This is a genomic window from Stappia sp. 28M-7 (assembly GCF_014252955.1).
Taxonomy (GTDB): domain Bacteria; phylum Pseudomonadota; class Alphaproteobacteria; order Rhizobiales; family Stappiaceae; genus Stappia.
In genome coordinates this window covers 1,672,772-1,697,898 of sequence record NZ_JACMIA010000001.1, presented here as the reverse complement: position 1 = coordinate 1,697,898, position 25,127 = coordinate 1,672,772, and the positions used below count along the sequence as shown (strand labels likewise).

Annotated in this window: 17 protein-coding genes; 10 read left to right on the top strand and 7 right to left on the bottom strand. The window is 65.1% G+C overall.

The genetic code is table 11. The features are described 5' to 3' along the window. Positions 1-174 precede the first annotated feature (174 nt). The 5 genes from H7H34_RS07545 to H7H34_RS07525 all read left to right on the top strand — a co-directional run bounded on the left by H7H34_RS07545 (position 175) and on the right by H7H34_RS07525 (position 5,804). Entirely contained in the window at positions 175-1,395 is a 1,221-nt protein-coding gene (locus tag H7H34_RS07545) for a glycosyltransferase family protein (RefSeq protein WP_185924781.1), read from the top strand. A 63-nt stretch (positions 1,396-1,458) separates the two neighbouring features. Beyond that, positions 1,459-2,700 carry a glycosyltransferase family 4 protein gene (locus H7H34_RS07540; RefSeq protein WP_185924780.1) on the top strand — a complete coding sequence of 414 codons (1,242 nt, stop codon included), beginning with the start codon at positions 1,459-1,461 and terminating at the stop codon, positions 2,698-2,700. A gap of 19 nt (positions 2,701-2,719) precedes the next feature. Continuing rightward, positions 2,720-3,847: a glycosyltransferase family 4 protein gene (locus H7H34_RS07535; RefSeq protein WP_185924779.1), complete on the top strand. Its 1,128-nt coding sequence runs from the start codon at positions 2,720-2,722 to the stop codon at positions 3,845-3,847. After that, the gene (locus H7H34_RS07530; protein WP_185924778.1) at positions 3,844-4,998 is read left to right on the top strand and encodes a glycosyltransferase family protein; all 1,155 of its coding nucleotides are present in this window, start codon (positions 3,844-3,846) and stop codon (positions 4,996-4,998) included. Before H7H34_RS07535 ends, H7H34_RS07530 begins: the two co-directional genes overlap by 4 nt. Continuing rightward, entirely contained in the window at positions 4,995-5,804 is an 810-nt protein-coding gene (locus tag H7H34_RS07525; RefSeq protein WP_185924777.1) for a polysaccharide deacetylase family protein, read from the top strand. The genes H7H34_RS07530 and H7H34_RS07525 overlap by 4 nt, the downstream gene beginning before the upstream one ends. On the opposite strand, the gene H7H34_RS07520 is transcribed toward H7H34_RS07525, so the two are convergent. From H7H34_RS07520 to H7H34_RS07495, 6 genes are all read right to left on the bottom strand, one after another. Continuing rightward, a complete protein-coding gene (locus tag H7H34_RS07520; protein WP_120269160.1) occupies positions 5,785-6,378 on the bottom strand; it encodes a class I SAM-dependent methyltransferase in 594 nt (197 codons plus the stop codon). The genes H7H34_RS07525 and H7H34_RS07520 overlap by 20 nt on opposite strands. A 91-nt stretch (positions 6,379-6,469) precedes the next feature. Continuing rightward, a complete protein-coding gene (locus H7H34_RS07515) occupies positions 6,470-7,630 on the bottom strand; it encodes an ABC transporter permease (RefSeq protein ID WP_120269159.1) in 1,161 nt (386 codons plus the stop codon). Further along, positions 7,630-8,649 carry an ABC transporter permease gene (locus H7H34_RS07510; RefSeq protein WP_120269158.1) on the bottom strand — a complete coding sequence of 340 codons (1,020 nt, stop codon included), beginning with the start codon at positions 8,647-8,649 and terminating at the stop codon, positions 7,630-7,632. The genes H7H34_RS07515 and H7H34_RS07510 overlap by 1 nt, the downstream gene beginning before the upstream one ends. Positions 8,650-8,688: 39 nt before the next feature. Further along, complete coding sequence (locus tag H7H34_RS07505) at positions 8,689-10,587, bottom strand: ABC transporter substrate-binding protein (RefSeq protein ID WP_185924776.1); 1,899 nt, start codon at positions 10,585-10,587, stop codon at positions 8,689-8,691. After that, a complete protein-coding gene (locus tag H7H34_RS07500) occupies positions 10,584-12,476 on the bottom strand; it encodes an ABC transporter ATP-binding protein (RefSeq protein WP_185924775.1) in 1,893 nt (630 codons plus the stop codon). The genes H7H34_RS07505 and H7H34_RS07500 overlap by 4 nt, the downstream gene beginning before the upstream one ends. Positions 12,477-12,673: 197 nt before the next feature. Continuing rightward, positions 12,674-14,581 carry an adenylate/guanylate cyclase domain-containing protein gene (locus H7H34_RS07495; RefSeq protein ID WP_185924774.1) on the bottom strand — a complete coding sequence of 636 codons (1,908 nt, stop codon included), beginning with the start codon at positions 14,579-14,581 and terminating at the stop codon, positions 12,674-12,676. 247 nt (positions 14,582-14,828) lie between these two features. Here H7H34_RS07495 and H7H34_RS07490 point away from each other — a divergent pair, with 247 nt between their 5' ends. The 5 genes from H7H34_RS07490 (at position 14,829) to H7H34_RS07470 (ending at position 22,043) form a co-directional block, all read left to right on the top strand. Continuing rightward, positions 14,829-15,656 carry an alpha/beta hydrolase gene (locus H7H34_RS07490; protein WP_371811366.1) on the top strand — a complete coding sequence of 276 codons (828 nt, stop codon included), beginning with the start codon at positions 14,829-14,831 and terminating at the stop codon, positions 15,654-15,656. A 121-nt stretch (positions 15,657-15,777) separates the two neighbouring features. Next, a complete protein-coding gene (gene pepN, locus H7H34_RS07485; protein WP_185924772.1) occupies positions 15,778-18,423 on the top strand; it encodes an aminopeptidase N in 2,646 nt (881 codons plus the stop codon). Positions 18,424-18,724: 301 nt separating this feature from the next. Continuing rightward, entirely contained in the window at positions 18,725-21,034 is a 2,310-nt protein-coding gene (locus tag H7H34_RS07480) for a PAS domain-containing sensor histidine kinase (protein WP_245165003.1), read from the top strand. A gap of 195 nt (positions 21,035-21,229) precedes the next feature. Continuing rightward, positions 21,230-21,577, top strand: a complete 348-nt coding sequence (locus tag H7H34_RS07475) for an ArsR/SmtB family transcription factor (protein WP_185924771.1) — start codon at positions 21,230-21,232, stop codon at positions 21,575-21,577. Then, positions 21,567-22,043, top strand: a complete 477-nt coding sequence (locus H7H34_RS07470; RefSeq protein ID WP_185924770.1) for an SRPBCC family protein — start codon at positions 21,567-21,569, stop codon at positions 22,041-22,043. Before H7H34_RS07475 ends, H7H34_RS07470 begins: the two co-directional genes overlap by 11 nt. A gap of 70 nt (positions 22,044-22,113) precedes the next feature. Here the strand turns inward: H7H34_RS07470 and H7H34_RS07465 are convergent, their stop codons facing one another. Continuing rightward, on the bottom strand, positions 22,114-25,032 hold the full coding sequence (locus tag H7H34_RS07465) for a bifunctional [glutamine synthetase] adenylyltransferase/[glutamine synthetase]-adenylyl-L-tyrosine phosphorylase (RefSeq protein ID WP_185924769.1): 2,919 nt from the start codon (positions 25,030-25,032) through the stop codon (positions 22,114-22,116). Positions 25,033-25,127: the final 95 nt, after the last annotated feature.

Below are 25,127 nucleotides of genomic sequence, written 5' to 3'. Positions count from 1 at the left end.
GGCCTGTTCACCATCCGGCAGGTCTCACGCGCATCATAGCGCAGCCCAGCGAAATCGCTACAAGTAACAATAGCCCTCGCCCTTGCATCGGCGGCAATCGGAAGATAGAGAAAGACTGACAATGGGGACGCGTGGTCGTGCGGCAGTACCGACGCGCTGACCGAATGGGTAGGCATGACCAATAGCGCCCCGAAAGTGCTGATCTACAGCCATGATTCCTTCGGGCTCGGTCATCTGCGACGGTGCCGTACCATCGCGCATGCGCTGACCCGTCGTTTTTCGGACATGTCCGTACTGATCCTGTCGGGATCGCCGATCATCGGCAGCTTCGAGTTTCGCTCGCGCGTCGACTTCGTCCGCATTCCCGGTGTGATCAAGCTGCGCAACGGCGAGTACACGCCGCTGTCGCTGTCGCTCAACATCGAGCACATCCTTGCCATCCGCACCTCGATCATCGAGCACACGGCCAAGGTCTTCGACCCGGACATCCTGATCGTCGACAAGGAACCTCTCGGCCTGCGCGGCGAGATCCTCGGCACGCTGGAGATGCTCAAGGAGCGTGGCAACACCCGCCTGATCCTGGGCCTGCGCGACGTGATGGACGACCCGACGGTGCTGCGTGAAGAGTGGACGCGCAAGAACGTCGACCCGGCCCTGGAGAGCCTCTACGACGAGATCTGGGTCTACGGCCCACCCGACCTGCACGACCCGCTGGCGGGCATGGGCCTGTCCGCAAATGTTCACGCGAAGGCAGTGAACACAGGCTATCTGCGCCGTGACGTACCGGCCGATGCGCGGATCACCGAGCCCCTGCCCTTCGACGACGAACCGTACATTCTGGTCACGCCGGGTGGCGGTGGCGACGGTGTGGAGATGGTCGACTGGGTGATGCGCGCTTACGAATCGCGCGCGCAACCGCTCTTTCCCGCTCTGATCGTACTCGGCCCGTTCATGCCGGCACAGGCCGCGGCAGAGTTCCAAGCACGGGCAGAATCGCTTCGCGACGTGCACATCCTGCGGTTCCTTCCGACCATCGAGCCCTATATGGCCGGTGCCAAGGCGATCGTGGGAATGGGCGGCTACAACACGTTCTGCGAGATTCTGTCCTTCGACAAGCCGACGCTTCTCGTGCCGCGTGTCGTTCCCCGCCGCGAACAGTCGATCCGCGCAACGCGCGCCGAGACCATCGGTCTGCTGAAGGTGCTGCCGATCGATGATTACCCCGATGTCGACAAGATGATCGACGCACTGGCGGAACTACCGTGGCTCGCGCCCCCCTCCACCGCCGGCATAGACAACCTGCTCGGCGGCCTGGACGTGATCGGCGACCGGGTGGAGCGCATCCTTGCGCAGCGGAGCGGCGCTGTCAGGGAACTCGCGTCCGTGCGCGCCTGAGCGATCCGCGTTCATCCGCACCGGTCGGAACCGACCTTCACGATTTCAGGACCTTCGCATCGCATGTCCCGCATTGCCGTCGTCGTAAAAGGGTATCCGCGCCTGTCGGAGACCTTCATCGCGCAGGAAATCCTAGGCCTTGAGCGCCGGGGGATCGGGCAGCTGATCGTCGCCCTGCGCCAGCCTTACGACCCCTTTATCCACGAAGTGCACCGGCAGATATCGGCCGACGTGCTCTATCTTCCGGAATATGTGAAGGACGACGCAGCGCGCGTCGCCCGGGCAAAACGCTGGGCCGAACGTCAACCGACTTATCGCGATGCCCATGCTCTGTTCATGGCCGATTTCGCGAAGGAATCGAATGCCAATCGCCAGCGACGCTGGGCTCAGGCCTGCGTCTTCGCACATGAACTGCCCAGCGATATCGCCTGGATCCATACCCATTACCTGCACACGCCCTGTTCGGTCGCGCGGTATGCGGCGCACCTTTCGGGCCGCGGGTGGTCGTTTTCTGCCCATGCCAAGGACATCTGGACCAGCGAGGAATGGGATCTGCGGGTGAAGCTCGACGATGCCGCCTGGGGTGTCACCTGCACCCGGGTCAACCTCGACCATCTCCGCTCGCTCTGCGCCCAGCCGGACAAGCTGGAGCTGGTCTATCACGGGCTCGACTTCTCCCCCTTCCCAGGCCGTCAGAATTACGGCAAAGGCGACGGCGGACAGGCAGGCCCGGTCCGGATCATGTCGGTGGGCAGGGCCGTGGAAAAAAAGGGCTACGACGACCTTCTGGCGGCTCTGGCAGCCTTACCAGAAGGACTGGACTGGCACTTCGAGCATATCGGCGGCGGAGAGCAGGCGACCCGCCTGGCGGATCTCGCCGGCTCCCTCGGCATCTCCGACCACGTCACATGGCACGGGGCACGCCCGCGCGAGGACGTGATCGAAGCCACACAGCGTGCCGATCTCTTTGTCCTCGCCTCGAAGGTGGCGAAGTCCGGCGATCGCGATGGCCTACCCAACGTCTTGATGGAGGCCCAGGCGATGGGCCTGTGCTGCCTGGCCACCGACGTCTCGGCAATTCCGGAGCTCATTCGCAGCGGAGAGACCGGGCTGCTGGTCCCGCCTGGAGACCGCACGCGCCTGCGTGACGCGCTTGCCTCGCTCATAGCCGATCCGGCGATGCGCGAGCGGCTTGGCCGGGCTGCCTCCAAGGATGTTCGCCAGCGCTTTTCGACGGATCCGGGGCTCGACCGGCTGGCGGTCCGGTTCGCTTCCCTTCTGAAGGACCAGGCAAAAGCCTCTTAGAGGTATCCAGGACACCGGCATGCGTGTTGCCTTCACAGCCCCCATGAAGCCGCTGGACGATCCGGTGCCATCCGGGGACCGGACCATGGGACGGCTGATTGTCCAGGCGCTGGAAACTGCCGGACACGAAGTGACGGTCGCCACGCGATTTCGCTCGTGGAGGGCGACTGGCGGCAACGATGCGCAGCAAGAGGTCGAGCAGGCAGCACTTGCGGAGGCGAGCCGTGTCCTGTCCTCATGGGAGGCGTCAGGCTACCGCCCCGATATCTTCCTGACCTATCACCTCTACCACAAGGCTCCCGACTGGATCGGCCCAGCGATCGCTTCACGGCTGGGCATACCCTATGTGGTTGTCGAGGCAAGCCGCGCCCCGAAGCGCAGGACTGGAGACTGGGCCTATGGCTTTGCTGCGGCCGACGCAGCTCTCGACCGCGCCGATCTGGTTGCCGCCATGCACAGGGCTGACAGGGAGTGCCTTGCAGCGGTCGTTCCAGCGGAACGCCTTGCCGTCCTTGCCCCGTTTCTCGATGCAAGCCGGTTCCTGCAGGCGCCGCGCATCCCGCGCCGAGACGGTGAGCCCGTCCGGCTGCTCGCCATCGGCATGATGCGCGAGGGAGCGAAACTCGCCTCTTACCGCCTGCTTACAGAGGCGCTGGACCAACTTCCCGCCTCGTCCCGCTTCACCCTCACCGTTGCTGGCGACGGGCCTTGCAGGGCAGAGGTCGAGGCGCTGCTGGCCCGCCATCCGGTCACCTTCATGGGCGCTGTCGCGGGAGAAGAGATCCCGGCCCTTTGCGCCTCGCACGACCTCTTCGTCTGGCCGGCGATCCGCGAGGCATTCGGCCTGGTCTTCCTGGAGGCTCAGGCCGCCGGCCTTGCCATTGTGGGAGGCGACACGTTCGGCGTGCCCGACATCGTCGCCCATGGCACGACCGGGCTTCTGTCTGCGGAGGGAGATGCCGTGGCTTTCGCGCAGAACCTCGCGGTGCTCATCTCGAACCCCGGTCGCGCATCGGACATGGGGCTTGCTGCCCGCAATCACATCCGCGAGCGCCACACGCTAGCCAGCGGGGCTGCCAGCCTCGACAGGCTGCTGGGGCGAGCCTTGCGCAACTTCGCGCTGCGCGCTACCGCTTCGCCGCAATGACACGCTCCGCCTTCATCCATGTCCAGCACCTGCTCGGCACCGGCCACGCACTGCGTGCTGCCGCTATCGGCCGCGCGCTCGCAGCGCGCGGCGTTTCGGTGACCCTGGCGACCGGAAACAGCCTGCCGCCGCTGCTCGACACCTCGGGCCTCGATGTCATCGAGCTGCCGCCGGTCAGGGCGCAGGACGCTCGGTTCAAGACCTTCCTGACGCAGGAAGGACGCGAGATCGACGAAGCGTGGAAGGCTGCCCGGACCAGGGAAACGCTGAACGCCTTTCAGGCACGACCTTACGACCTGTTGCTCACCGAGACCTGGCCGTTCGGGCGACGCCCATTCGCGTTCGAGATGCAAAACCTGGTCGACGCCGCCAAGGCTTTGTCTCGTCCGCCGCTCATCGCCTCCTCCATCCGCGACATCCTGGTACGAAAGCAGGAGATCTGGAAGGAAGAGGAAATGGCCGAGCGGGCGCTGGCCGCCTACGATCTTGTCCTCGTTCATTCCGACCCGTCCTTCATACGGCTGGAGGACAGTTTTCCTTTCGCCGACCGCGTGTCGCATCTGCTGCGCTATACGGGCTTTGCCGAGACCGGCACGGGCGGTAGAGACGCCCCCGGCGATGACGGCCGCGACGAGGTCATCGTTTCCTGCGGCGGCGGCGCCGTCGGCATCGGGCTGCTCAGAGCGGCTCTCGAGGCCCCTGCCCTCTCCCGTCTTGCCGGCGACTGTCGCTGGCGCCTCCTTGCCGGCCACGACATCGACGAGGAGAGCTTTTCAGCGCTTGCCGCACAGGGCGGGGACACGATCATCGTCGAGAGGGCACGGCGGGACTTTCCCTCGCTGCTGGCACGGGCACGCCTTTCGATCAGCCAGGCGGGATACAACACCGTGCTCGACATCCTCCATGCCGGCGTTCCCAGCGTGCTCGTGCCCTTTGCCCAGATCAAGGAAACGGAGCAACAGCAGCGCGCCGATGCCCTGGTGCGCCATGGGCGCGCCGTCACTGTCCCGGAAAAGGGGCTAACGCCAGAGGCCTTGGCAAAGGCTGCCGATGACGCATTGGTCCTTCCGCGCCGCGATATCCCGGTCCGCTTCGGTGGAGCGGAAACGGCCGCCGAAATCCTGCTGGACGCGCTGGAGGCCCGCCGATGAGCGAGGCAGAGTTTCGCGCCTATCGGGGCGGTCTCGTCCGGCATCTCGACTGGTTCGCCGAACGTGGCCTCGCCGTCCCGATCTGGTGGCGCGATGACGACGCAATCGAGCCGACCCCGGCGCTCGAGCGGCTGCTTCGGATCGCGAACACTTATGAAGTCGAAGTTGCGCTGGCCGTGATACCCGCGAATGCGACCGAGGCCCTTGCCGACCGTCTGTCAGGCGAGCGCTTTGCCTCTGTCCTTCAGCATGGATACGAGCACCGCAACTTTCAGGACAAGTCGCGAGGAGAAAAAGCGGCCGAGTTCGGCCGCCGGCGCGATCCCGACGAAGCGGTTGCGCTGCTTGCCTGCGGCCACAAACGCCTGACGAACCTGTTCGGCACACGCTTCGTGCCGGTCATGGTGCCGCCGTGGAACCGTATCGCGCCGCGTATCTCCGCCCGCCTCGCGGAGGCCGGGCTTTCAGGCCTGTCGACCTTCACGCAGTTCCATCCGCGCGCGCTTATGCAGGTGCAGACGCATGTGGACATGATCAAGTGGAAGAAGGAGCGACGTTTCATCGGCTGGCATTCGGCCGGCCTGCGCTTCGACTACCATCTGGCGCGACGACGCACGAACCCGGCAGAACCGCTCGGCGTCCTCTCCCATCACCTCGCGCAAAACGATGCCTGCTTCGAGTTCCTGGAGAGGACGTTCGACATCTTGCGGGCGCATCCCGGCGCCCGCTTTGCCCGCATCCTGGAGCTGCTGGACGCCGAGCGCGCGGCGCACGGCCTGCCTCCGGTCAGCCAGCCGACGGCCTGATCAGCCGCAGCCGCCAGGTGACGTTCTTCTTGTCGGAGGTCAGGCGGTAGTCGTCGAGAACTTCCCAATCCGGTCCGTCGGTCGCTTCCCACAGCCGGGCGATCAGACGGTTGGCGCCCGATTCCAGGCGCTTGGGCGAATACATCGAAACGGCGATCACGCCGCCCGGCGCCAGGAACGGCACATAACGCGCCACGGCCGCGGCCGGATCGTCGGAAAAATGCAGCACCTCGTTGAAGACGATGGCGGAGAAAGTCTCGCCCTTCTCGGGTGCGAAAGTGTGCAGGTCGCCGGCGCGCAGCGACGCGATCTCCGGGTCCACATTGGCGATGCCGAGCGCTGCAGGTGCCAGATCGACACCGACATACCGGCCGATGCCCATAGGCTGCAGACGCTCGTACAGCAGGCCTTCGCCGCAACCGATGTCCAGCACCCGGTCAAGCGACCCGTTCAGTGCGAGCCACATACCGATGATGCCGTAACGACCGCTTTCGGGCAGATCGCGAAGGAAGGCCCAGCGCCCGCGCCGATATTCCTCGTCCCAGCCGTCGGCGGTCGATGCGTTCTTGGACATGCCTTGTCTTCCTGTTCGCCGGCGTGGCGGCCGGTCTTTCAACGCCCCTGTCAGGCAGATGCCGCGACATCTGCCCGCCCGCAGCCGGACATCACTTATACGGGTCGGCCGCGTCGCGCAAACCGTCGCCCAGGAAATTGAATGCAAGCACCACGATGATGATGGGAACAACCGGCGCCATCAGCCAGGGATAGATGACCACAACGGAGATATCCTGCGCCTCGTTGAGCAAGACGCCCCAGGACACCGCAGGACGGCGCAGACCGAGATTCAGATAGGACAGGGCCGTTTCGCCGAGAATCATCGCCGGTATCGACAGCGAGGCCGATGCGATGATGTGGCTAGTGAAGCCCGGCAGCAGATGCTTGCGGATGACACGCGACGGTTTCGCGCCCATCAGCAGTGCGGCCTTGGCATATTCCTCCTCGCGCAGGGCCAGCAGCTTGGAGCGCACGGCACGCGCCAGACCCGGCCAGTCGAGAAGACCGAGGATCACCGTGATGCCCAGATAGATCCACACGGGCGACCAGGTGACCGGCAGGGCCGCCGACAGAGCCATCCAAAGAGGCAGCTCCGGCAGGGACCGCAGGATCTCGATGACACGCTGGATCGCGCTGTCGATTATTCCGCCGAAAAAGCCGGCAAGCCCGCCGAAGAACAGTCCCAGCACGATGGAGATGGTCACGCCGATCAAGCCGACGGTCAGCGACAAGCGTGCTCCGTATACGAGACCGGACAGCACATCACGCCCCAACCGGTCGGTGCCGAGCAGGTAGAGCGTCCCATCCTTCGCAGGGCACACCAGGTGGAAGCTAGCGTCGAACAAGCCCCAGAACTTGTATTGCGGCCCGAAGCAGAAAAAGCGCAGCGGCTGCACGTCCCCCCGGTCTTCGGTGTAGACCCAGCGAACCGTCTCCAGATCGACTTCCGCCTTCAGCCCATAGACGAACGGTCCGACGAACGAGCCCTCGTGGAAGAGGCGCAACGTCTGCGGCGGCGCATACAGGTGATCGTTGGAGCGCTGGTTAGGCGAGTAGGGAGCGATGACCTCCGCGAACGGCACACACAGATAGAACAGGATGAGGATCACACCCGACCACACGGCAACGCGGTGGCGGCGGAACTTCCACCACATGATCTGCCACTGCGAGGCCTGGTAGTAGCGTTCCTGCTCCGGGGTCAGCGTTTCGGCGTGAGACGGGTTGAACGCATCCGGATTGACGTAGTGCTCGGGCTCGTTGCGCATGTTCATCACGCCTTCCCCCCAAGCCGGATACGCGGATCCAGCACCGCCAGAAGCAGATCGGACACCAGCATGCCGATCAATGTCAGGACCGCGACGAAGAGCAGAATGAAGCCGGCCAGAAACTGGTCCTGCGACTGCAGGGCATTCAGCAGCACCGGCCCGACGGTCGGCAGGTTGAGCACGACCGACACGATGACGGAGCCGGAGACGAGCGAGGGGATCAGGTTGCCGATATCGGCAATGAACGGGTTGAGCGCCATCCGCAGCGGATACTTCACCAGCAGGTGGGATTCGCGCAGGCCCTTGGCGCGCGCCGTCGTCACGTATTGCTTGTGCAGCTCATCCAGCAGGTTGGCGCGCAGCCGGCGGATCATCGCCGCCGTACCAGCCGTTCCGATCACAACCGTCGGCACGATCAGGTGCGCCAGCACCGACAGCGCCTTCCCCATGCTCCATGGCTGGCCGATATACTCTGGCGCCATGAGGCCGCCAACCGACAGGCCGAACCACAGATTGGCGAAGTACAGCATGATCAGACCGAGCAGGAAGTTCGGCGTTGCCAGCCCGATATAGCCGATGAACGTGAAACCGTAGTCGCCCCACGAGTACTGGCGGGTCGCCGAGTAGATACCGATCGGGAAGGAGACGACATAGACGAACAGGATCGTCGCAGTGTTCAGCACGATGGTCAGCGGGAGGGTCGGCCCGACCACTTCCGAAACCGGTTTCTCGTATTCGAAGGACCAGCCCCAATTGCCTTGCAGCAGACCGTCGAAGCCGTGGACGCCCGGCCACAGGCCGATCCAGATCAGATAGCGCTCCAGGAACGGCCGATCGAGTGCAAACTCCGCCCGCAGGAACTCGAGCTTGGCTATAGACGCGCTCTCGCCGGTCGCCCGCAGCGCTGCAATTTGGTTGGAAATGTAGTCACCGGCCGGAAGCTCGATGATGACGAATGTCAGCAGGCTGATCACGAACAGCGTCGGGATCATCGTCAACACCCGGCGCACGATATAGTAGAGCATCAAGCGGTTCCCCCAGCGCCCCGCAGCGCCATTCTCACGTCACTTCCGGTAGAATTCGTCCATCCGGTGAATGCCGAACTGGGCCCCGGGATCCCAGCCGTAGATGCCGTCCTTCGGCACGTTGCCGAGGCCCTTCACCACCACCGGCTGGCGGACTTCCGACACCAAACCGATATGGATGGTCTCCTCGGCATGAATCTGCAGGATCTCGTGCCAGATCTCTGTGCGTTCTTCCGCGGAGCTGGACTGCAGCCAGTCGTCGTAGAGCTTCGTCAGACGGATCGCCGGTTCCCAGTCCGGCTTCTCGCCGGTCTGGCCGTCGGTTTCATACCAGTTGCCCCACCGCGACCAGGACAGGAAATCGCTGCGCACCGGCGCGAAGTCCTCCGGTGGCATTTCCGAGGTCGGGATCCCGTTCTCGAATCCAGCCCAGACCGACATGACCAGCAAGCCCGACAACGCCCGCTCGCGAATGATGTCGCGCTGGCTCGGCTTGGCGAACAGCTTCACGCCGATCTCGCGCCAAGTCTCGCCCACCAGTTCCAGGGCGTCGAGCTCTTCCTGGCTCTCGCCGGTCGCCTCGACGATGATCTCGAGCGGACGGCCGTCCGGCATCAGCCGCACCCCGTCGCCCCGGCGTTCCGTCAGGCCGATCTCGTCCAGCAGACGGTTGGCCTCTTCGGGATCGAACCCCGCGTAAAGATCTCGGTACTCCTGCCGATACAGCGGGCTCTGTTCGAGCACCGTGTCGTTCCCGGGCGTTGCAAGCCCGAGATAGAGGACCTTGTTGATCATCTCGCGGTCGATGCCGAGGGACAGCGCACGGCGGAAGCGCGTGTCCAGCATCAGCTTGCGCCAAACCGGATCGGCGACCGTCAGGTTGGGCTGCAGGGAAATCTGCGAGCCCTTGCTGATCGGCCAGAGATAAGTCTCGAACCGGCCGAGCTTCTCGCCCTGCTTGAGGATCGTGATGTCGGAGAAGCCGATATTGCGCGCCTGCAGGTCGGCTTCGCCCGCCTGGGTCTTGGCAGCGATGATCTTGCCATCGGCCACCGTCATCACGACGCTGTCGAGATAAGGCAGCTGCTGCCCCGCCTTGTCGACCCGGTGATAGTAGGGGTTCCGGTGCAGCACGAAGCGCCGCTCGCTATCATCGGCCAGCCTCACCCAGGGCTGCAGGCTCGGCAGCTCCGGGTTCCGGGCGTCATACATGTCATCCATCTTGTTGAAGAGCGCGGCCCAGCTGCGCAGCTTGCGCTGTTCGGCGAGCTTCTCGATCTTCTGCGCATCGCCGTAGCGGTGATGGAACTGCTTGAGATAGTGGGCCGGGCGATAGATGAAGGGCGGGCGCGACTTGGCCAGCTCCGGCTTGAACAGCGGATTGGGCGCATCCCAGGTGAAGCGCACCGTCGTCTCGTCGATCACCTCGAAGACCGGCGGCTTCCCGCCTGTCAGCATGAACTGCGGCAGGCCGGAGGGCTGGAGCTCGGCGTTCGAGGCTACATCCTCGTACCAGAAACGGATGTCTTCGGAAGTGAACGGGTGGCCGTCCGACCACTTGTGCCCCTTGCGCAGCACAAGAGTGAAGCGCCGCCCGTCTTCCTCCAAGAAATCCTTGAGGATGTCCGGCACCAGTTCGAGTTTTTCGTTATAGGCAACGAGACGGGCATAGCCCCAGACATTGATGAGGCGCACATCACGCGAGCGGCCGATCAGCGTGTCGACCTTGCCGCCCGGCGTGCCAATCTGGCGGCCGCGCGCCTCCAGATCGACGATCAGCGGCTCGTCAGGCACCCGCTCCGTGACCGGAGGCAGGTCCGTGCCGACGCGCGGCGCCAGCGACGGCGTCTCCTTCAGCACCAACGCCGATGCAGGCAATGCCATGAAAGCGGATGCACAGAACAGGACGACGGCAGGAAGCACTGTGCGGGATGTCATTGTGCGGCCTCCATGGAGGCAGACGCCCCGTCACCGGCGAGACCCGGCGCGCAGACGAAGTGATCCTTCTCCATTTCCACCAGCACCGGACGGACGCCATCGACGATACGGTAGGGCTCTGGCCAGAGATCGGGTTCAGAGGCTCGCCCTGCTTCCAGCGCCGCAAAGTCCAGCGGCGCGTTCAGATCGGGTTCGGGAACGGAGGCCAGCAGGGCTCGCGTATAGGGATGCAGCGGGTTTCCGATAACGGAGCGGGTACTGCCGACTTCGACGACCCGGCCGCGGCACATCACGGCCAGCCTTTCGGCGATGTAGTCCACGACCGCAAGATTGTGGCTGACGAAAAGGTAGGTGAGCCCGAGTTCCTTTTTCAGATCCCGCAAGAGGTTGAGGATCTGCGCCTGCACCGAGACGTCGAGCGCCGACGTCGGCTCGTCGCACAGGATGAACTCCGGATTGAGCGCGAGTGCCCGCGCTATGCCGATGCGCTGGCGCTGCCCGCCGGAGAACGAGTGCGGATAGCGGCGCAGGAAGCGCGGATCGAGGCCGACGAGACGCATCAGTTCGCGCACCCGCTCCGCCCTCTCCTCCGGCGTTCCAACCTTGTGGATCACGAGCGGCTCCATCAGCAGCTCGTTCACGGTCATGCGCGGGTTGAGCGATGAGAACGGGTCCTGGAAGATCAGCTGGACCCGGCGGCGGTATTCCAGCAGGTCCGCTCCCCGCAGGCTGGCAACATCGACGGGGCCGTCGCCGCAGTCGTAGCGGATTGCGCCCTCGTTGATCTCGAGAGCGCGCAGGATCGCCTTGGCGGCCGTCGTCTTGCCGGAGCCGCTCTCGCCGACCAGGCCGAGACACTCGCCGCGCCTGACCGTCAGGTTGATGTTGTCGAGTGCAAGAACCGTTCGTGTTCCGCCGCCCAGGAACCCGCCCTTGCGGGTCGTGAAGCGTTTGGTGACATCGGTCATGCTCATCAGCGGCTGTCCGACGGCGCAGGCCCGCTCGGACTGACGCTTCTTGAGGAAGCCCTCCGCGTGCGGCTCGATCGGGCGGATCGGCACCAGTCTTTCGCCCTCTTCCATCCCGAAGCGCGGCACCGCGTTAAGCAGCGCCTTGAGATAGTCGTGGCGAGGATTTGCAAAGAGCGAGGCCGCACTGCCACGCTCCATGATCCGGCCGTGATAGATCACCACCACCTCGTCCGCCATGTTGGCAACGACGCCGAAATCATGGGTGATCAGCAGCGTCGACATATGCAGCTCGGCCTGGACATCCTTGATGAGCTTGAGGATCTCGGCCTGGATGGTGACGTCGAGCGCCGTGGTCGGCTCATCGGCGATCAGCAAAGCGGGATGGCAGATCATCGCCATGGCGATCATCGCACGCTGGCGCAGGCCGCCGGACAGCTCGAAGGCATAGGAATCGAGCGCCCGCGCCGGATCGGGAAAGCGCACCAGCCGCAGCATCTCCTGCGTCAGCTCGCGGGCTTCCTGCGCGCTCACGCCCCGGTGCAGCTCGGCTGCCTCGCCGATCTGGTCGCCGATCGTGTGGAGCGGCGACAGCGAGGTCATCGGCTCCTGAAAGATGATCGCGATGCGGTTGCCGCGGATGGCGCGCATCGCTGCGCCCTTGCGGTCGAGGGCTGCGATGTCGACCGGTGCGGTGGTCTCGTTCTCCCGGAACAGCACACGGCCGCCGGAGATCTGCGCCTTTTCCGGCAGCAGCCCCATGATGGTCTGGGAAATGACGGTCTTGCCGGAGCCGGACTCTCCCACAAGGGCAACGGTCCGGTTGCGGGGCACGGAGAAGGACACGTCGTCGACGGCCCGTATGCGGCCCTCGCCGGTCAGGAAATCGACACTGAGCCCGTCGATCGTCAACACATCCACGCGGCTTATCCTCCTCCAGGCGCCCTCGGTGTTTTCCGTTGTCGCGCCATTATAGGAGACGAGTGCCAGCACGAAAGTGCGTGTTGCCCCTTGCCCCCTTGTCGCTCTTAACAGTGCTAGCGCAGGCTCGTGTGACCGGCATCACAAATTAATGACGTCACCTTGAAAAACTGTAGTGAAAATCCAAAGAAGGCTCATTAGCCGGCCAGATCGATGCCGGTCCCGGGTATGCACAGTCCATCCGGCTCGACCGTATCATCCAGCCGCCAGACCGAAATCGCCTCGCTACGACCGCGCAGTCGGTGCGTTCCCACCTTCCGCGCCGCCCCCGCCGCGATCATTCCTCCCGACTGGGCCTGGATGCGACTGACGGCGGTATCGCTGGCCAGGATCACCATCTCGTCCTGCGGGCCCACATCCCGACCAAAGGACTGGAGCCTCTCGCACAGGTTCACCGCATCGCCAACAACCGTGTAGTTCCAGCGATCCAGCGCCCCTACGTTGCCGACGACGACACGGCCGGTGTGCAAGCCGATGCGCATGCGCACCACCTTGCCGCCATTGGCATTCGCCCGTGCATTGTCCTCCCGCAGCGCGGCAGCAATGCCGAGACAGGCACGAGCGGCTGCAAGCGCATGGTCCGCCCGTTCGTCCGGCGCGCCCCAGAAAGCCAGCATGCCGTCGCCGATGAACTTGTCGACCGTTCCGCCCTCCCGCTCGACAGCCGCGACCAGCAGGGCGAAATGCTCGTTGAGGATATCCGCGGTCTGCGCCGCCGTCAGGTTCTCCGACATGGAGGTAAACCCGACGATGTCGGTGAAGATGAAGGTCAGGTCGCGCTCGCTCGCCACCGCCGCCTGGTCGACACCGAGCCGCATCAGTTTGCGGAACAAGGAACGCGGAACATAGGTGTTCATCGCCCGCAGGCCCGTCACCATGGCATTGAACGCCTGAAAGACCTGGTCGATCTCACGGACCATGTTGTGCGGCAGTTGCTGCACCTTGTCGAAATCCAGCTCTCCCACGAACCGCGCCTGCCGCGAAATCTCGGCCAGCGGGCGGGTCGCGCGTCGCACAAGGAGAACCGACAGGCCGATCGCCACCACGATCGACAGCAATCCGACCATGGCAGAGCCGAACAGCCGCCGTACTTCCCGCGAGATCGTGGACGCAACGTAGTATTGGCCGACGGTCCAGACGCCCGGCCCATAGCCGGCGATCACCTTGGTCATCGACAGGTAATCGGGGCCGCCTGCGTCATTCTCCAGATCCCGGACCTCGACACCTGCGGCGCTCGCCTGCTGAAAGTTGTCCATCGGCTTGGATGTCGCGAGGCTGGCCAGCGCCCTATCGCCGAGCTGCTCGACGGTAATCGGAAGGCGCGGCACCTCGCCGCCCGGCGCGGCAAAGTCCTCGATGTCGGAGTGGGCAATCACCTCGTTGCCGTTGGCGATGATGAAGACGGTGGAGTGCTCTCCTTCGTCAAGCTGGCGCACGGTACGGCCCAGTTCGTCGATGGAGACGGCCGCAGTCAGATAGCCGATGAGGGCTCCGCCACGGACCAGCGGGACGGTCACATTGGCGTAGAGCATGCCGCTAGAGGTCACCAACGGCCCCCAGGTCGCAGGCGAGTTTGCGGTCATCTCGGGAAGCGCGTAGAGCCTGGCGTCTTCAGGAATCTGCTGACGGCGAAACGGCCAGAGCTTGCCCGTTGGCGAGCGATAAATACCGAAGCCATCCCCGGCGACATCGTTGACGACCAGGGCATCGAGCGAAGGATTGGCATGCACGGCGGCGATCAGTTCGCTGCGCAAGTCCTCCAGTCTTTCGCCGAGTTCGCGTTCATCGAACACGGTCTTGAGCTGGACGACGGCCTGCGAAGCAAGGTCGAGATGATCGCGCAGCCGACGCTCAAGCGAGTTGGTCGTCAGCACCGCCTTGTCGTTCAGAAGGGAAAACGTGTTCCGCATGTTGGCGGAGACGGCAAGTCCGAGCACCAGAAGCATCGAGACGCCGATCAACAGACCGAAAGCCGTACCCACCACCCAGGTAATCGAATAGACACGACGTTTGCGCGCCACCTGCTCAACTCGCTGATCGTCCATGCGTAGCTGCGCCGTCCCTGCACTGTGCCCGCCAGATATCCCGCCCGCATTCGCGTCATACGCCGGTCGTTACCTTTCCCGGCACAATAGCGCGGATTGCGACCGAAACGCGACCCTGCACGACCGATCTCATGGTCGCCAACAACCGGACGGATATTCCCCTCGCCCCCGGGACGCGCACCCCGCCGTCTCTGTACTCGGCACGGCACAGCCGCTAAGAGACTTCTCTACACACGGGAGCGAACGCGTGATCGACTACGAGGCCGAATACAACAACCGGGCACTGGTGCCCGAGCATCCCGCGATCATCGAGGGCTGGGCGCGCGATGCCGCGCACTATCGCAGCGAGGCCAATTGCACGCTCGCCACGGCCTATGAGCTGGGAGAGCGGACGGTCTACGACCTCTTTCTCCCCGAGACCGGCATGCCGGAGCGCGGGCCGCTGGGCCTGTTCATCCACGGCGGTTATTGGCAGGGCCTCGACCGGACGTTCTTCTCCCACATGGCCAAGGGCCTCAATGCCCATGGCATTCCCGTCGCCGTTCCCAGCTATTCGCTCTGCCCGCAGGTGCGCGTCGGCGACATCGTGGAGGAGATCCGGCGGCTCGTCGCTCATCTCTGGGAGAGGTATCGCCGTCCTGTGCTGGCCTATGGCCACTCCGCGGGCGGTCAGCTGACCGCAGCGCTGCTTGCCACCGACTGGGGCAGCCGCGGATTGCCGCGCGGCCTCGTTCCGGCCGGGCTGGCCATTTCCGGCGTCTTCGATCTCCAGCCGCTGATCGGCACGTCGCTGAACGAAAAGCTGCGCCTCGACCGTAAGGAAGCGATCGATGTTTCGCCGATCGCATTCGCCGCCCAGCCGGGCACGCGCCTTGTCGCGGCCGTTGGCGGGGGCGAATCGTCCGAGTTCATTCGCCAGTCGCGGGTGATCGCGGACATCTGGCAGCGCGGCGGCGTGGCTACCGAGCTCGACATCCGAGGCCAGGACAACCATTTCACCGTCATTGCACCGCTGGCCGACCCGGACAGCGACCTGACCCTGCGTCTCGCCGAGATGGCGCGGTCGATCTGCTGACCCCCTGGGCCGCGTCGGTTGTCGCGACGCCGGCCGCCCGATGACCCTTGTCAATGCGCCCGGTCCGGCCCTCCCGCAATCTCGGTGGCCGTAGACCACAGCGCCGCAGGAAGGAGCCTTCATGCGCCCCGAATCCCCCGCTCCCGTTCGCCTGGAAGACTACCGGGCACCGGCCTATCGCATTTCCACTGTTCATCTCGACATTCGCCTGGCACCTCGCTCGGCGAAGGTGCGGGCTCGGCTGGCGGTGGAGCGGGCGGACGACACGGCAGCAGGGACGCCCCTGGTTCTCGATGGCGACGAGCTCCGTCTGACCGCCCTATCGCTTGATGGCCGGGTTCTGGCGGATGCCGACTTCGCCGTCACTCCGAACCGGCTGGAAATCACATCGCCCCCCTCAAGGCCCTTCACGCTGGAGATCGAGACGACGCTTGATCCCGATGCCAACACCAAGCTGATGGGTCTCTATCGCTCGAACGGCACCTATTGCACCCAGTGCGAGGCGGAAGGCTTCCGGCGGATCACCTATTTCCTCGACCGGCCCGACTGCCTGGCCGTCTACACCACCAGGATCGAGGCGCGGCTCGGCGAGGCGCCGGTGCTGCTGGGCAACGGCAATCCCGTGGAAAGCGGCACCATACCGGGAACCGACCGCCATTATGCGATCTGGCACGACCCGCACCCCAAGCCCGCCTACCTCTTTGCCATGGTCGCGGGAGACCTTGCCTGCGTCAGCGACAGCTTCCGGACCTGCGAGGGCCGCGACGTTGCGCTCAACATCTATGTCGAGCACGGCAACGAGGGCGCCTGCGACTGGGCGATGGACAGCCTGAAGCGCTCCATGCGCTGGGACGAGGAGGTCTTCGGCCGGGCCTATGATCTCGACGTGTTCAACATCGTCGCCGTGTCGGACTTCAACATGGGGGCGATGGAGAACAAGGGCCTCAACATCTTCAACGACAAATACGTGCTGGCCCGCCCGGAGACGGCAACCGACCAGGATTATGCGGGCATCGAGACCGTCATCGCCCACGAGTACTTCCACAACTGGACGGGCAATCGCATCACCTGCCGTGACTGGTTCCAGCTCTGCCTGAAGGAAGGCCTGACCGTCTTTCGCGACCAGGAATTCTCGGCCGACATGCGCTCGCGCGCGGTCAAGCGCATCGCTGACGTCCGTCTGCTGAAGTCGCACCAATTCCCGGAAGATGCCGGCCCCCTCGCCCATCCGGTGCGCCCGCGCCTCTATCACGAGATCAACAACTTCTACACGGCCACCGTCTACGAGAAGGGCGCGGAAGTCGTCCGCATGCTGAAATGCCTCATCGGCGACGAGGCATTTCGGGCGGGCATGGACCTCTACTTCCGCCGCCATGATGGCGAGGCGACCACGATCGAGGCGTTCCTTGCCTGTTTCCAGGAGGCAAGCGGGCTCGATCTCGACCAGTTCTCCCTGTGGTACGAACAGGCCGGAACGCCTGTGCTCAAGGTCGACAGCACATACGAGACCGAAGCCGGACGCCTCACGCTCACTTTCAGGCAACAGCTCCCCCCCTCGCCCAAGCAGCCTGACAAGAAGCCGATGCACATTCCCGTGCGCGTCGGCCTTATGGGATCGGACGGCGAGGAACTCGTGCCGGCAGCAATCACCGGCGCGGACCAGACAGGAGATGTGCTGCACATCCGCAACCCGGTGCAGACCGTGGTCTTCACCGGTCTCACCGAGCGCCCCATTCCCTCGCTGCTGCGCGGTTTCTCGGCGCCGGTCTCGCTCAAGAGCGATCTCGGCGAGAGCGATCTCCTGTTCCTTGCGGCAAACGACAAGGATCCCTTCAATCGCTGGGAGGCCCTGCAAAGCGTCGTGATGACGGCCCTGATCGCAGCAACGGCCGGCACCGCCCGGCAGGAAGCCGTGGCGGTCAGCCCGGCGCTGATCGAAGCCTTCGCCGCCAATGTCGCCGACGACAGCCTCGAGCCGGCCTTCCGGGCCCTGTGTCTGCAACTTCCGGGCGAGGCCGACATTGCGCGCGAGATCGGTCACGACGTGGATCCCGATGCCATTCATGCGGCGCGTGCCGCCTTCCGCCGCGCCATCGCCGACGGCATCGCTCCGACGATCCGGGCCACCTACGAGGCGATGCGGGACGAGGCGGAGTTCTCCCCCGATGCCCGCTCGGCCGGTCGCCGGGCCCTGCGCAACACGCTGCTCGACTACCTGGGCCACGGCTCGGATCCGGTCGGCAGCGCCCTCGTGCAGACCCATTTCGAGGCAAGCGACAACATGACGGACCGCTTCGCCGCGCTGTCGGTGCTTACCCATGCCGCTCTGCCGGGCCGGGACGCGGCGCTTGCCGCCTATGAGGAGCGCTACCGCGCGGTACCGCTTGCCATGGACAAGTGGTTCATGGTGCAGGCAACCGCGCCCAATGCCTCGACCCTCGACCGGGTTCGCGACCTCACCGGGCATCCGGCCTTCTCGCCCGGCAACCCGAACCGCGTCCGCGCACTGGTCGGAGCTTTCGCCAGCGGCAACCAGAGCCAGTTCAACCGCCCGGACGGTGCCGGCTTTGCCTTCGTGGCGGACTTCGCTCGCGATCTCGACCGGCGCAACCCGCAAGCAGCTGCGCGGATGATGTCGGCCTTCCGCTCCTGGCGGGCGCTGGAGCCCGGACGACGTGCCCAGGCCGAGGCCGCCCTTCGGGGTCTTGCGGCGGAAACGGATCTTTCCGTCGACATGCGCGACATCGTCGAGCGCTGCCTGCAGTAAGGCGCAATACCCGTTCGAATCAGGCTTTCGGGCCGCCCGGGCAGTCATCCCAGACCGCCCCGGCGGCCCGTTTCATGTTGGCCGCGCGGGACTCGTAAGAGTTGTGCACTCTGCAAATCGCGTTAAGCTTCCATTAACTATATTTTTCTTGGGGGACTCTGGACAAAACCGTCGAATGCGATTCAAATGAAAATGATTCGAGCGCCGGTTGCGTTCTGTTTGCGGCAAAATCGACACATCGGGGGCCATTACGATGGCGCGTGCCTTTGCAGGGGCTGCGTCCGCGCGTCGATTCGCGGACATGTTGAAAAGACAGCGTGACTCGCAGTCGCTGACCGGGCACATCCGCCTGCTGGCGCAGCCCGCCTATCAGCGTCTGCTGACTGCGGAACCGTTCTTCCGTCGCGCCATTCCCATCCTTTGCGTCGTCTTCATCGCGACCCTTGCCACCTATCGCGCCCTCACGCTCTCCTATGAGCATGAGGAAACCGATCTGCGGGCCCGCGACGACCTGACGATGATCGCAACCACGCTGGCCGCGCGCCTGTCGACCGCCGAGGCAGCACTGCCGCAGCAAGGTTTCAGCACGGCTCTTCAGGCCGCCCTCGCCGACAGCCTCCCGCCGCGCGCCACCGGCGACGGCCGCCGCATCCTCGTCGCCGACCCGGACGGCGTGATCATGGCCACCGCGCCGATCCGCTCCGATCTCGAGGGGCGCCCGCTCGCCGACCTGCTCGGCGCCGGACAGCCGCTGACCGTCTTCGGGGCCCGTGCCGGCGTTCTGACCGTCTCCGCTGGAGAGCCGGATGAATCCTACGCCACTGTCCATCACCTCGATGGCCGCCTCGGCATGGTCGCCCTCATCCAGTCGAAGGACATGATCTTCGCCGATTGGCGGGCCAGTGTTTCGGCCAACGTCACGCTGTTCGTCGGCACCGCGTCGGTTCTTCTGGTCCTCATCTACGCCTTCTTCGCCCAGGCAACCCGCGCCGAGCAGGCCGACCAGATCTATGCCGCCACCCGTGCACGGATCGACCTGGCGCTCAATCGCGGCCGCTGCGGCCTGTTCGACTGGGATCTTTCCCGCGGCCGCATCTTCTGGTCCGCCTCGCTCTACGAGATGCTGGGCCTGCAGCCGCGCGACGACATTCTCGGCTTTGCGGAGATTTCCGCCCTCGCCCATCCGGACGACATCGATCTCTACGAGCTGGCGGAGTCGCTGCTCGAGACCGGCGAGACCACCGTCGACCGCATGTTCCGCATGCGCCATGCCAATGGCGACTGGGTGTGGCTGCGCGCCCGCGCCGAAGTCCAGAGCGAGCCGGGCATCGCCGAGCCGCACCTGATCGGCATCTGCATCGACGTCACCGAGCAGAAGCAGCTTGCCGAGCAGAGCCGCACCGCGGACCTGCGCCTGCGCGATGCCATCGAAACGATCTCGGAAGCCTTCGTACTGTGGGACACCGAGAACCGCCTGGTGATGTGCAACTCGAACTACCAGACGCTGCACAACCTGCCGAATTCCGCGATCAAGGCCGGCACGCCCTATGCACAGGTGATGGCCGCAGCCCGCCAGACCGTTGTGTCGGCGAGCCCGACCATCGGCAGCGACGCGTCCGACCCCTCCTCCTCCTATGAGGCGCAGTTGGCCGACGGCCGCTGGTTGCAGATTTCCGAGCGCCGGACCAAGGATGGCGGCTTCGTCTCCGTCGGCACGGACATCACGGCGCTGAAGCGCCACGAGGAAAAGCTGATGGAGAGCGAGCGCCGGCTGATGGCCACGGTCGCCGACCTGCGCCAGTCGCGCCAGAAGCTGGAAGTGCAGGCCCAGCAGCTGGTGGAACTCGCCGAGAAGTACTCGGAAGAGAAGACCAAGGCGGAAGAGGCCAACCAGGCCAAGTCCGAGTTCCTGGCCAACATCTCCCACGAGCTGCGCACGCCGCTCAACGCGATCATCGGCTTCTCGGAGATCATGGACCAGGGCATGTTCGGCCCGCTCGGCTCCGACAAGTACCGCGAATACTGCACGGACATCCACGACAGCGGCCGCTACCTGCTGAACGTCATCAACGACATTCTCGACATGTCGAAGATCGAAGCCGGACGCATGGAGCTGAAGCGCGAGGCGGTCAACCTCGGCGCGATCGTCACCGACGTCACGCGCATCATCTCCGCCGCCGCCGCCGAAAAGGCCATCACCGTCACCAGCGAGACCGAGGAAGGCCTGACGCTCTCCGCCGACCGGCGCGCGGTCAAGCAGGTGCTGCTCAACCTGCTCGCCAATGCGGTCAAGTTCACGCCCGACAACGGTTCGGTGACGCTGGCCGCGACCCATGGCCGGATGGATGCCGCCGACGCCGTGGTCATCGCCATCTCCGACACCGGCATCGGCATTCGGGAAAGCGACATCGCCCGCTTGGCCAAGCCCTTCGTCCAGGTGGAGAACCAGTTCACCAAGACGCACAAGGGATCGGGCTTGGGCCTCGCCATTGCCCAGTCGCTGGTGAAGATGCATGGCGGCACGATGGAAATTCGTTCCAGCGTCGGCAAGGGAACCACGGTGACCGTCACCCTGCCGGTGGAAGCGCGCCCGGCCATCAAGGCAGCGTGACGAGGCGGAGGCACTCCCCTTCCTCTCCCGCTCTATCCACTCCCATCCGACACGAAGGGTCCGCATAGCGGGCCCTTTCTCTTTTGCGCGGCTGCCCCCCTGCGACATCACGCCGCCGAGCTCGCACCTTTTTGAAACTTAGGCAATGACCTAAATTTCAATTGACCTCTTCACGACGAATGGATAGTTAGGCGAATGGCTAAGCATGATCCGGACCTGAACCTCAAGTTCGCCGCTCTTGGCGACGAAACCCGCAGGGCGGTGGTCTCCCGCCTCGCACGAGGTCCTGCATCGGTGAGTGAACTGGCCTCGGCTCACGCCATGGCCCTCCCTTCGTTCATGGGTCACCTGTCCAGGCTGGAAGCGGCCGGGCTGATCGAGACGACGAAGAAGGGACGCGTGAGATACTGCCGGCTTGCGGCGGACGGGATAGCGCCCGTCACTCATTGGCTGGTGGAACAGCAGTCGCTCTGGACGTCCCGCATGGACCAGTTCGACGCCTATGTCGCCAAGATCGTGAAAGAGAGAAACGATGAAACTTGATCCGGAAACCGATCTCATCCTGAAGCGCACGCTCAAGGCGCCGCGTTCGATCCTGTGGGAATGCTGGACGACACCCGAGCACATCAAGCACTTCTTCGTGCCACGGCCCCACAAGGTCACTGCCTGCGAGATCGACCTGCGGGTCGGCGGCCGCTTCAACACCACCTTCGAGGTGGAAGGCAACGAGATGGCGAACGAGGGCGTGTTCCTCGAGGTGGTCCCGGAGGAGAAGCTGGTTTTCACCGATGCCTACACCGAGGACTGGAAGCCCGCCCCGGATCCGTTCATGACGGCCATCCTGCTGCTGGAGGATGATGGCAATGGCGGCACGACCTACACCGCAATCGCCCGGCACCGCTCGACCGACGCCCGCAAGACCCACGAGGACATGGGCTTCCACGACGGCTGGGGCACGGTATCGGAACAGCTAGACGCCTATGCGCTTGAGCTGTTGAAGTCGCGATAGACCCTGCCCACTGCCCGGCAGAGGCGACGCGCCCAGGCGCGTCGCCCCGTCTTGTCGGCCGCTGCGCCGCTCACTCGGCCTTGGCGGTGACCTTGCCCACCAGCTTCTCGAACGTCTCGCGCACCTGCTTCTGCCGGTCGGCGAGCATCGCCTCGAGATGAGAAAAGTCCGGCGCCTCGCCGGCATGAACAAGCAGCTCGCGCACGCCCTTCGGCACGGCCTCGGCCTTGAAGGTCCCCTCCAGCGTAAGACGCTGCACCTGCGTCAGCGCGTGGTACAGGCGTATCGCGGGCAACAAGACCTCGGCGTCTCCGGCGGACAGCAAACCGGCGTCGCGCGCCCTTTCCAGCACGGTCTCGGTCGTCTGCGACAGGATTTCGGGATGCGCCTGCGCGTTGACGAGCTGCAGGTACTGGGCGACGAACTCGACATCGACCATACCGCCCGCGACCTGTTTCAGGTCCCAGATATCCGAGGTCCCCTTTTCCGCCTCGATCCGGCCGCGCATCGAGGCGACTTCGGTAGCGATCTTGTCCGCCTCGCGAGGCCGCGCCAGCGTCTCGCGGATATTGGCATCGATGCGCTCGGCAAAGGCGTCGGAGGACCGGGCGATCACCCGCGCCCGGGTCAGCGCCATATGCTCCCAGGTCCAGGCCTCCTTGGCCTGATAGGCCTCGAATGCGGCAAGGCGTGTTGCCAGCGGCCCGGCATTGCCCGACGGGCGCAGGCGAAAGTCCACCTCGTAGAGGCGCCCCTCCGCTGTTGGCGCGGACAGAGCCGCGACCAGCCGCTGGGTCAGGCGGATGAAATACTGGCTGGCCGCGAGCGGCCGCTTGCCATCGGTCTCCGCCTCGTCTTCCGGGTGGTCGTAAAGCAGGATCAGGTCGAGATCGGAGGCCGCAGTCATCTCGCGCCCGCCGAGCTTGCCCATGGCGACCACAGCCCATTCGGCACCGGGCAGCCGGCCATGGCTCTCAGCCACCTGGTCGATCACGAAAGGCATCAGACCGGCGACAACGGTCTCGGCCAGACGCGCCAGCGCCTCTCCCACCTGATGGGCGTTCAGCGTGTCGGAAAGCAGCCGCAGGCCGATCAGAAACTGCTGCTCCTGCGCAAAGATGCGCGCCCTGTCGAGCGCATCCTCGTAGAAGCGGGCAAGGTCGAGCGTGCGGGCAAGGCCGGCGCGGAACTCGGCGGATGTCGGCATGGCACCGAAGAAGGCCGGGTCCATCACCGCATCGAGCACATGCACCCGCTTGGACACCACCTCGCCCATCCGGGGAGCTGCCCCCATCACGGTCGCCAGGAGCTTCAGAAGCTGCGGATTGGAGCGCAGCAGCGAGAACAACTGCACGCCGGCGGGAAGCTTCGACAGGAAGCCGTCGAAGGCGATCAGGGCCTGATCGGCATTGTCGGTGCTGGCCAGCGCCGAGATCAGCACCGGGTGCAGCTCGGTCAGCCGCTCTCGCGCCTTTGAGGAGCGCACCGCCGGATACCGGCCGAAATGCCAGGCACGGATGATCTTGCCAGCCTCTTTCGGCCGCTTGTAGCCGAGCCGTGTCAGGGTCTCCAGCGTCTCCGGGTCGTCGTCGTCGCCGGTGAAGACCAGATTGCCGAGGTCGGAGGCCAGTTCCGGCTCGTTCTCGAACAGGGCCGAATAGTGCTTCTGCACCCGTTTCAGCCGCGTGCGCAGCTCTTCCTCGAAGGGCTCCAGTTCGGCAAAGCCCATCAACCGGGAGACGCGCGCCCGTGCCTCGGGTTCCGCCGGCAGGATATGCGTCTGCTCGTCGTTGACCATCTGGATGCGGTGCTCCACGGCCCGCAGGAAACGGTAGGCCTCGGTCAGCTCGTCGCGCGCGTCTGCCGCGATCCAGTCGAGCTCGGCGAGCGTTGCCAGCGTGTCGAGGGTCCTCCGCCCCCGCAGCTCGGTGATGCGCCCGCCGGCGATCAGCTGCTGGGTCTGCGCGAAGAACTCCACCTCGCGGATGCCGCCGCGTCCGAGCTTGACGTTGTGGCCCGCCACCGCGATCCGGCCATGGCCCTTGTGGACATGGATCTGGCGCTTGATCGAGTGCACATCGGCAATCGCCGCATAGTCGAGATACTTGCGCCAGATGAAGGGGGCGATCTCCTTGAGAAAGCTCTCCCCGCACGCCACGTCGCCCGCACAGGCGCGCGCCTTGATCAATGCCGCGCGCTCCCAGTTCTGACCGAGGCTCTCGTAATAGACCAGCGCGGCCGGGATCGACATGGCAAGGGGCGTTGCGCCGGGATCGGGACGCAGCCGCAGGTCGGTCCGGAAGACGTAGCCGTCCGCCGTGCGGTCGCCCATCATCTTGACGAGCCGCTTGGTCATGCGCACGAACTCGACCGGCGCCTCCGCCCCGCCCGTCACCGGCGCCAGCTCCGGCTCGTACATCACGATGAGGTCGATGTCGGAGGAGTAGTTCAGCTCCAGCGCGCCATACTTGCCCATGGCGAGGACGACGAAGCCGCAGCCCTTCTCCGGGGCTGCCTCGTCGCGGATTTCGAACTTGCCGCGCCGGGCAAGGTCGCGCAGGCAAAAGCGGATCGCCGCCGTCAGGGCCGCATCCGCGAACCGGCTGAGCCCGCCGGTCACCGCATCGAGATCCAGCGCGCCGGCAATGTCGGCAAGCGCCAGCGTCAGCGCGAGGTCCTGCTTGAGCCGGCGCAGGCCGGCCATCACCGCGCCCTCTTCCTCACCGGTCAGTTCCCGCGCCTCGGCAACAAGCCGGTCGACGCGCGCCTGCGGGCTCTCCTGAAGCAGGGCCGAAAGGCGGTCATGGTCGGCAAGGGCAAGGTCGCGCAGATAGGGTGCATTCGTCAGTGCGCCCGAAAGGAAGGCGCCGACGCGGTCGCGTTGCTCGGCATCCGCATCCAGTCCGCCGACGACATCGGCAAGGTCCTGCAACAACGCCTCGGCCGCAGGCTCGCTTTCGGGGGCCGGAAGGAGCGAGATCCCGGCCATCAGGGACGCTTCGCTAGGGCCTGCCCCCTTGTCGTCTCCATGTCGGCCACCATGGTTTGCGGCGCCCTTCGCTGCGACACTCTCGTTCAATCCGA

What these genes read in the sequence shown, in the direction of transcription:
- H7H34_RS07545 (WP_185924781.1), top strand. Translation starts at nt 175, where the DNA reads ATGACCAATAGCGCCCCGAAAGTGCTGATCTACAGCCATGATTCCTTC.
- H7H34_RS07540 (WP_185924780.1), top strand. Translation starts at nt 1,459, where the DNA reads ATGTCCCGCATTGCCGTCGTCGTAAAAGGGTATCCGCGCCTGTCGGAG.
- H7H34_RS07535 (WP_185924779.1), top strand. Translation starts at nt 2,720, where the DNA reads ATGCGTGTTGCCTTCACAGCCCCCATGAAGCCGCTGGACGATCCGGTG.
- H7H34_RS07530 (WP_185924778.1), top strand. Translation starts at nt 3,844, where the DNA reads ATGACACGCTCCGCCTTCATCCATGTCCAGCACCTGCTCGGCACCGGC.
- H7H34_RS07525 (WP_185924777.1), top strand. Translation starts at nt 4,995, where the DNA reads ATGAGCGAGGCAGAGTTTCGCGCCTATCGGGGCGGTCTCGTCCGGCAT.
- H7H34_RS07520 (WP_120269160.1), bottom strand. Translation starts at nt 6,378, where the DNA reads ATGTCCAAGAACGCATCGACCGCCGACGGCTGGGACGAGGAATATCGG.
- H7H34_RS07515 (WP_120269159.1), bottom strand. Translation starts at nt 7,630, where the DNA reads ATGAACATGCGCAACGAGCCCGAGCACTACGTCAATCCGGATGCGTTC.
- H7H34_RS07510 (WP_120269158.1), bottom strand. Translation starts at nt 8,649, where the DNA reads ATGCTCTACTATATCGTGCGCCGGGTGTTGACGATGATCCCGACGCTG.
- H7H34_RS07505 (WP_185924776.1), bottom strand. Translation starts at nt 10,587, where the DNA reads ATGACATCCCGCACAGTGCTTCCTGCCGTCGTCCTGTTCTGTGCATCC.
- H7H34_RS07495 (WP_185924774.1), bottom strand. Translation starts at nt 14,581, where the DNA reads ATGGACGATCAGCGAGTTGAGCAGGTGGCGCGCAAACGTCGTGTCTAT.
- pepN (WP_185924772.1), top strand. Translation starts at nt 15,778, where the DNA reads ATGCGCCCCGAATCCCCCGCTCCCGTTCGCCTGGAAGACTACCGGGCA.
- H7H34_RS07480 (WP_245165003.1), top strand. Translation starts at nt 18,725, where the DNA reads ATGTTGAAAAGACAGCGTGACTCGCAGTCGCTGACCGGGCACATCCGC.
- H7H34_RS07475 (WP_185924771.1), top strand. Translation starts at nt 21,230, where the DNA reads ATGGCTAAGCATGATCCGGACCTGAACCTCAAGTTCGCCGCTCTTGGC.
- H7H34_RS07470 (WP_185924770.1), top strand. Translation starts at nt 21,567, where the DNA reads ATGAAACTTGATCCGGAAACCGATCTCATCCTGAAGCGCACGCTCAAG.
- H7H34_RS07465 (WP_185924769.1), bottom strand. Translation starts at nt 25,032, where the DNA reads ATGGCCGGGATCTCGCTCCTTCCGGCCCCCGAAAGCGAGCCTGCGGCC.